The organism is Anaerovibrio sp. (assembly GCF_051866355.1).
Taxonomy (GTDB): Bacteria; Bacillota; Negativicutes; order Selenomonadales; family Selenomonadaceae; genus Anaerovibrio.
In genome coordinates, this window is the sequence record NZ_JBJDWZ010000006.1 from 23,455 (window position 1) to 29,784 (window position 6,330).

At 54.0% G+C, this 6,330-nt stretch carries 6 protein-coding genes; all 6 read left to right on the top strand.

Features of this window, described 5'->3' with window-relative positions:
• Positions 1-15: 15 nt before the first annotated feature.
• Positions 16-1,578 carry a cobyric acid synthase gene (locus tag ACI3UA_RS00320; protein ID WP_439722837.1) on the top strand — a complete coding sequence of 521 codons (1,563 nt, stop codon included), beginning with the start codon at positions 16-18 and terminating at the stop codon, positions 1,576-1,578.
• Positions 1,575-2,528 (top strand): adenosylcobinamide-phosphate synthase CbiB, encoded by a 954-nt coding sequence (cbiB, locus tag ACI3UA_RS00325; RefSeq protein ID WP_439722838.1) that lies wholly within the window; start codon positions 1,575-1,577, stop codon positions 2,526-2,528. Before ACI3UA_RS00320 ends, cbiB begins: the two co-directional genes overlap by 4 nt.
• A gap of 40 nt (positions 2,529-2,568) precedes the next feature.
• Positions 2,569-3,333, top strand: a complete 765-nt coding sequence (locus ACI3UA_RS00330; RefSeq protein WP_439722839.1) for an adenosylcobinamide-GDP ribazoletransferase — start codon at positions 2,569-2,571, stop codon at positions 3,331-3,333.
• A 149-nt stretch (positions 3,334-3,482) separates the two neighbouring features.
• Positions 3,483-4,337 (top strand): GHMP family kinase ATP-binding protein, encoded by an 855-nt coding sequence (locus tag ACI3UA_RS00335; protein WP_439722840.1) that lies wholly within the window; start codon positions 3,483-3,485, stop codon positions 4,335-4,337.
• Positions 4,324-5,424 carry a threonine-phosphate decarboxylase CobD gene (gene cobD, locus ACI3UA_RS00340; protein ID WP_439722841.1) on the top strand — a complete coding sequence of 367 codons (1,101 nt, stop codon included), beginning with the start codon at positions 4,324-4,326 and terminating at the stop codon, positions 5,422-5,424. Before ACI3UA_RS00335 ends, cobD begins: the two co-directional genes overlap by 14 nt.
• Entirely contained in the window at positions 5,417-6,043 is a 627-nt protein-coding gene (locus ACI3UA_RS00345) for a histidine phosphatase family protein (RefSeq protein WP_439722842.1), read from the top strand. The genes cobD and ACI3UA_RS00345 overlap by 8 nt, the downstream gene beginning before the upstream one ends.
• Positions 6,044-6,330 lie beyond the last annotated feature (287 nt).

Genomic DNA, 6,330 nt, shown 5'->3' on the forward strand with positions numbered 1-6,330 from the left:
TAATGGAGGCCGTATATGGCAAATTATATTATGATGATGGGCACTAGCTCCCATGTGGGCAAAAGCATCCTGACGACGGCCCTGTGCCGCATATTATACCGGCAGGGGCGCAAAGTGGTTCCCTTCAAGGCACAGAACATGGCGCTGAATTCCTACGTGACCCGCCAGGGGGAGGAAATGGGCAGGGCGCAGGTAGCCCAAGCGGAGGCGGCCGGCCTTGAGCCGATGGTCGATATGAACCCCGTCCTGCTGAAGCCTACGGGCAATTCCCGGTCCCAGGTGATTATCATGGGCAGGCCGGTGGGCAATATGTCCGCCCGCGAGTATCATAAGGGGTATTCCCTGAAAGCCTTTGGCGCCGTAAAGGATGCGCTGGCAAGGCTGGACAGGGAATATGACACCATTGTGATTGAGGGAGCCGGCAGTCCGGCGGAAATCAACCTGAAGGCTAATGATATAGTAAATATGCGGGTGGCAAAGCATTTGCAGGCGCCTGTGCTCCTGATTGCCGACATTGACAGGGGCGGGGCGCTGGCCTCGCTGGTGGGCACGCTGGAGCTTCTGGACGAGGAGGAAAGGGCGCTGGTCAAGGGGCTTGTCATCAACAAGTTCCGCGGTGATGTGACCTTGTTGACACCGGCAATTGACTTTTTGGAGGAAAAGACAGGCAAGCCGGTGCTGGGGGTGATTCCTCACATTGAGCAGATGGGAATTGATGACGAGGATTCCGTGTCCCTGCAGGAAAAGATGACCGCGCCGCAGGATGGCGATGTGAAAATTGCCGTCATTCAGACACCGAAAATTTCCAATTTTACGGATTTTGATGCGCTGGCCGGAGAAAGGGATGTGGCGCTTTATTACGTGCAGGACAGGGAAGGGCTGGGACAGCCTGACCTGATTATACTGCCGGGCAGCAAGAATACTACGGAGGATATGCTGTATCTGGAAAAATCAGGACTGGCTACCGCGATTAAGGCCCATGCGGCTGCCGGAAAGCCGGTGGTTGGCATCTGCGGGGGCTATCAGATGCTGGGAGAGCGCATCTGCGACCCGGAGCATACGGAGTCTGAAAATGATGAGGTTGCAGGTCTTGGCCTGCTGGGCATGAAGACGGTTTTCGCCTGCGAGAAGCTGACCAGCCAGGTAAAGGCTGTCTGCCGGGGGCTTAATTTTATGGGACAGACTGTTTCGGCGGAGGCTTTGAGAGGCTATGAGATTCACATGGGGCATACGGAGTTTACAAGGGACTCCGACCAGCACCCGTTTGTGGTTACGGAGCGTCGCAATGAAAGCTGTGCCGGCAGGGAGGGAACCTCCAACGGAAGCAATGTGTTTGGCACCTATATTCACGGGGTGTTTGACAATGACGGCTTCCGCCGCAGTGTGCTGAATGCCGTCCGCCTGTTCAAAGGATTGGAACCTCTTGCCGCCGCCAGAAATATAGCGGCGGAAAAGCAGCAGGCCTACGAGCATCTGGCTGATGTGGTGGAGCAGGCGCTGGACATGGAGAAGCTCTACAGGATTATGGATGGGGCGGCAGGCGAGGGCACTGCCTGCCATGCGGGAGAGATGGTATGATAACGGCTGTTTTGGCTTTTTTGGCAGATACCCTGATAGGCGACCCCAGGTCGAAGCTCCATCCGGTAGTGCTGATAGGCGGCCTGATTGCCAGCCTTGAGCGCAGCCTGTACCATGAAGGTGATTCTGACAGCAGGAAGCTGTGGGCAGGCGGCCTGCTGGCAGTGACGGTGCTGTTTCTGGTGTACAATCTGGCGGCCTGCCTTGTAAATCTGGCAGGCCTTTTCGGCAATGAGTATTTTACCATGCTGGTAGAGGCTGTCCTGCTGAGCTTTACGATTTCCCCCAGAAGCCTTGCCGCCGCCGGCAGGGAAATCTACGGCTATCTGGAAAAGGGGGATTTGGAAAAAGCCCGGTACAAGGTGGGCTGGATTGTGGGGCGCGATACGGACAGGCTGTCCGGCGGCGAGGTTGCCAGGGCTACGGTGGAAACCGTGGCCGAAAACACGGTGGACGGCGTTATTGCGCCACTGTTCTTCTTTATGCTGGGCGGCGTGCCGCTGGCCTTTATGTACAGGGCGGCTAATACGCTGGACTCCATGGTTGGCTATAAAAACGACAAATACCTGTATTTTGGCCGCGTTTCCGCCAGAATTGACGATGTGCTGAACTACATTCCGGCCAGAATTACCGGCCTGCTGTTTGTGCTGTCGTCGGCCATCCTGCGTCTGGACTGGCGCAACAGCTGGAAAATGCTCCTGCGTGACGCGGGCAGGCATCCCAGCCCCAATGGCGGCTGGGCAGAGGCCTCGGCCGCAGGTGCGCTGGACATCCGCCTGGGCGGCTACAATTCATATTTTGGCAGGGAGAGCTTTCGCGCCTATATGGGGGAGCCCATTGAGGAACTGGCGCCGAAGCATATTCTTGGCTGTACGCGGCTGATGTATACGGCCACGATTTTATTTTTGCTTATTATGCATATTATACAGCAGATATACATGCTGCAGTGATGTCCGCTGTGGCCGGCAATCTGCTTTCGGGTGAATGAAAATGGATTCTTTTTTTATAGGGCTGCAGTTTTTGACGCGTATCCATGTGGTGAAGCAGACCGTGTGGACGGAAGAGGCCTTTGGCAAAAGCGTCAGGTATTTTCCTCTGGTGGGGCTGACGCTGGGGCTGGTGTATGCGGCCGCAGCGTGGTGTCTGACGGCGGCTCCGGCCTTTTTGGGCTGGGAGCCTCCTGTGCACGTCAGGGCGGCCGTGCTGGCCGTGTTACCATTTCTGCTGACGGGAGGCATTCACTGTGACGGCTTTATGGACACGGTGGATGGCGTTTTTTCCGGCCGTGAAAGGGAGCGCATGCTGGAAATCATGAAGGACAGCTGTACCGGCTCCTTTGCCGTGGTGTCCTTCGGCATCCTGCTGCTCCTGCAGTACGCCGTGCTGCTGGATATGCCTGCCGGGGTGGTGCCGACAGCCATGCTGGTGATGCCGGTGGTGGGACGCCTGATGATGGTGGTAGGCATTTCCCTGTTTCCCTATGCCCGTCCGGAGGGAATGGGCAAGGCTTTTGGCAGATATGCCGATAGGAAGAGCTGCCTCTGGGTGACGGCGTATACGCTGGCGATTCTGGCTGTGGCCGGCTGGCAGGCACTGCTGTCAGCCGGGGCCGCGGCGATTTTTTCCTGCTGGTGCGGCAGATATGTTACAGGCCTGCTGGGGGGGCTGACAGGGGATGTGTACGGGACGCTGTGCACGGTAAGCGAGCTGATTGTATTGATGGTATATTTATTCACTTATTCTGCATTTTTTTAGGGTGTCATAAGAGTTTTTTTGCATATTTTATAAATCCGGCAGGATTTTTTTTATGAATGGCGAAATATATATACAGATAAATCTATCACAAACTATCGTGGATTTAGAATATATTCCGAAGGTATTTTCCGGTAAAGAGAGGGATTGGTATGATTATAAAAGTTTTGGTTCCTGGCTCCTGTGGCGAGCTGGCGCAGGGGTGGAAGGACGGACAGCCGTTTATGATAACATGTCCGATAGGCCTGTATTCGAGGGCGCTGGTTACGGACAGAACCTCGGCAAAGACAGGCCTGGGGAAAAAGGCGGAGCTGGCTCTCAAGACCACTGTCAGCTATATGGGCTTTGACGATTTTCCGCTGGGACTGGCGCTGGAATCCCAGCTGCCTACCGGCAAGGGAATGGCGGCCAGCACAGCTGATATAGTGGCGGTGATACAGGCGGTGTCGGCGGCTATTGATGAAGAGCTGGAGCCGGAGGAAATAGCGGAGATTGCGGCAGGAATCGAGCCGACAGACGGGATTTTTTATCCCGGCATAGTCAGGATGAATTACATGACGGGAGAGCTTTTGCAGAGCTATGGCAATGCGCCTAAGATGATTATTGCCATGTTTGATACCGGCGGCATCATCAACACAGTGGAGTTTCACTCGGAGTATCACGGCCATGAGGACAGCCCGCAGGAACTGCTGGATGCCATTGACAAGCTGGATACGGATTTTTCAGATCGGCAGATTGCAAAGGTGGCAACGCTGAGTGCGCTGGCCAATCAGCGTCTGGTGCGGAAGCCTCAGCTGGAGGAGATTATTGAGTATGCAAAGTCCCTGGGGGCCCTGGGTGTGAATGTTGCCCACAGCGGCACCATGATGGGAGTGCTTTTCGCGGCAGATGAGTCCATGAAGAAGGTGCTGGAGGCCGCGAAGCTGATTGGGGAGAAATTCCCGCATCTGGAATACTTTGAGACGGAGCGTTTAATTTCTGGTGGCTATGACATTGAACAGCGGTAAGCTGGGGAGCTTCGTGCATGGCGGCGATGTGTATTCAGCCGGAAGCCCTCTGGGGCACTGGCTGGATTTCAGCGCCAATATCAACCCGCTGGGGTTGTCGGAGCGCGTAAAGCAAGCGATTACGGATAACATAGAAGGCCTGGTTCATTATCCTGACCCCATGGGCAGGGCATTGAAGCAGGCTGTTTCTGCATCGTATAATCTGCCGGAGAAGTCTGTTGTTCTGGGAAATGGAGCGGCAGAGCTTTTTTATGTGTATTTTCATGCCATGCGGCCGGAACGGGTGCTTCTGCCTGTGCCTTCTTTCAGCGAGTATGAAAAGGCGGCGCGCAGTGCAGATGCAGAAATCAAGTATTTTTATCTGCAGGAGCAGGATGATTTTCGGCTGGATTTTGCCGGGCTGCAGGAGGCCATGGATGATTGTCAGGCCGTGGTTCTGGGCAATCCCAACAATCCTACGGGGGAGCTTTTGGGGCGGGAGGCCGTCGAGGCTTTTGTCAGGGCCGCAGGAAAGAATGGCACAGATGTCATGGTTGATGAATCTTTTTTGGATTTTCGTCCGGACAGGCAGCTCTATTCAGTGGCGGACCTGGCGGCGAAGTATGATAATCTGCTGGTGGTCAGCTCGCTGACGAAAGCGTTTGCCATACCGGGATTGCGTCTGGGCTATGGAACAGCCGCGGAAGGACTGGTGAAAAAGCTGGATTTCAGCAAGGATACGTGGAATGTCAATTCACTGGCCCAGGCCGCAGGCGTGGCTGCCCTGGCTGATATTGGATACAAAAACAGGACTTTGGATTTTATCAATGAAAATGTGCCCGCCATGTACAGGGCGTTGCAGGGCATCAAAGGGTTGAAGGTTTACAAGCCGTCGGTGAATTTTGTACTGCTGAACCTGTCAGGCTGTGGCATGACCAGCTGGCAGCTGGCAGAAAAGATGAAACGGCATGGTGTGCTCATTCGTGACTGCAGCAATTATCCCGGACTGGACGGCCGTTTTGTCAGGCTGGCGGTGCGTGGCAGGGATGATAATGAATTGATGCTGAATGTACTGCGGGAATGTTTAGGAGATGAGAAGCATGGATAAGGTGACAAGGCTGATTCTGGTGCGTCATGGACAGACGGTGTGGAACAAGCTGGGGAAGTATCAGGGACAGGCTGATATAGAGCTGTCGGAAGCGGGGCTGGAGCAGGCTGAAAAGCTGGGAGCGGCTTTTCCTTTTGATGATGTCAGGGCTGTTTATGCCAGTCCGCTCAAGAGGGCAGCGGCAACGGGCAGGGCGATTGCCTCACATCTGGGGCTGACGGTTGAAACCTGCGATGAGCTGAAGGAGATTTCCTTTGGCGATTGGGAGGGGCTGACCTATGAAGAGATTAATGCCATCTGGCCGTCTGTTCATGATGGGCTGTTTTATCGGCCGGATATTACGGACTGCCCTAATGGCGAGGGATTTGCCGCCGTTCAGAAACGGGCTGTGGCAAAGCTGAAGGAGCTGGTGGCGCGTCATGCGGGAGAAACTTTTGTGATTGCCGCTCACGGCGGCGTGAATCGCACTTTGCTCTGTTATGCCCTGGGACTTCCTTTGCGGTATATGTGGAATATACGCCAGGACAACACGGCGATAAATGTAATCAGCTTTTATGCTGATGGAAGGATTACTGTGGATTTGATGAATGACACTCATCACCTGCAAGAAAAAATATAAAAAAAGTCGCAAAAGGTGTTGACAGTGCTTCATAATTCGTGTAATATATACATCGTTGTCGCTGAGTTGCATCAGATGCCTGAAAATATGCTGATTGTCGGGAAGCGGCAGCGATGAAAAATATTTCAAAAAGTTCTTGACAAGTTGAACGGTTTGAGATATTATATAAAAGCTGACCCGCACGGAGGCCTTACAGAGAGCTTACAAAGCCCTGACGGTTTCCTTACAGACGGGAAGGCAGTGTTCCTTGAAAACTAAACAATGCAATTAAGAAATCATGCACACAT

Excerpts from the sequence above, each read along its gene's own strand:
- ACI3UA_RS00320 (WP_439722837.1), top strand. The coding sequence starts at position 16 with ATGGCAAATTATATTATGATGATGGGCACTAGCTCCCATGTGGGCAAA.
- cbiB (WP_439722838.1), top strand. The coding sequence starts at position 1,575 with ATGATAACGGCTGTTTTGGCTTTTTTGGCAGATACCCTGATAGGCGAC.
- ACI3UA_RS00330 (WP_439722839.1), top strand. The coding sequence starts at position 2,569 with ATGGATTCTTTTTTTATAGGGCTGCAGTTTTTGACGCGTATCCATGTG.
- ACI3UA_RS00335 (WP_439722840.1), top strand. The coding sequence starts at position 3,483 with ATGATTATAAAAGTTTTGGTTCCTGGCTCCTGTGGCGAGCTGGCGCAG.
- ACI3UA_RS00345 (WP_439722842.1), top strand. The coding sequence starts at position 5,417 with ATGGATAAGGTGACAAGGCTGATTCTGGTGCGTCATGGACAGACGGTG.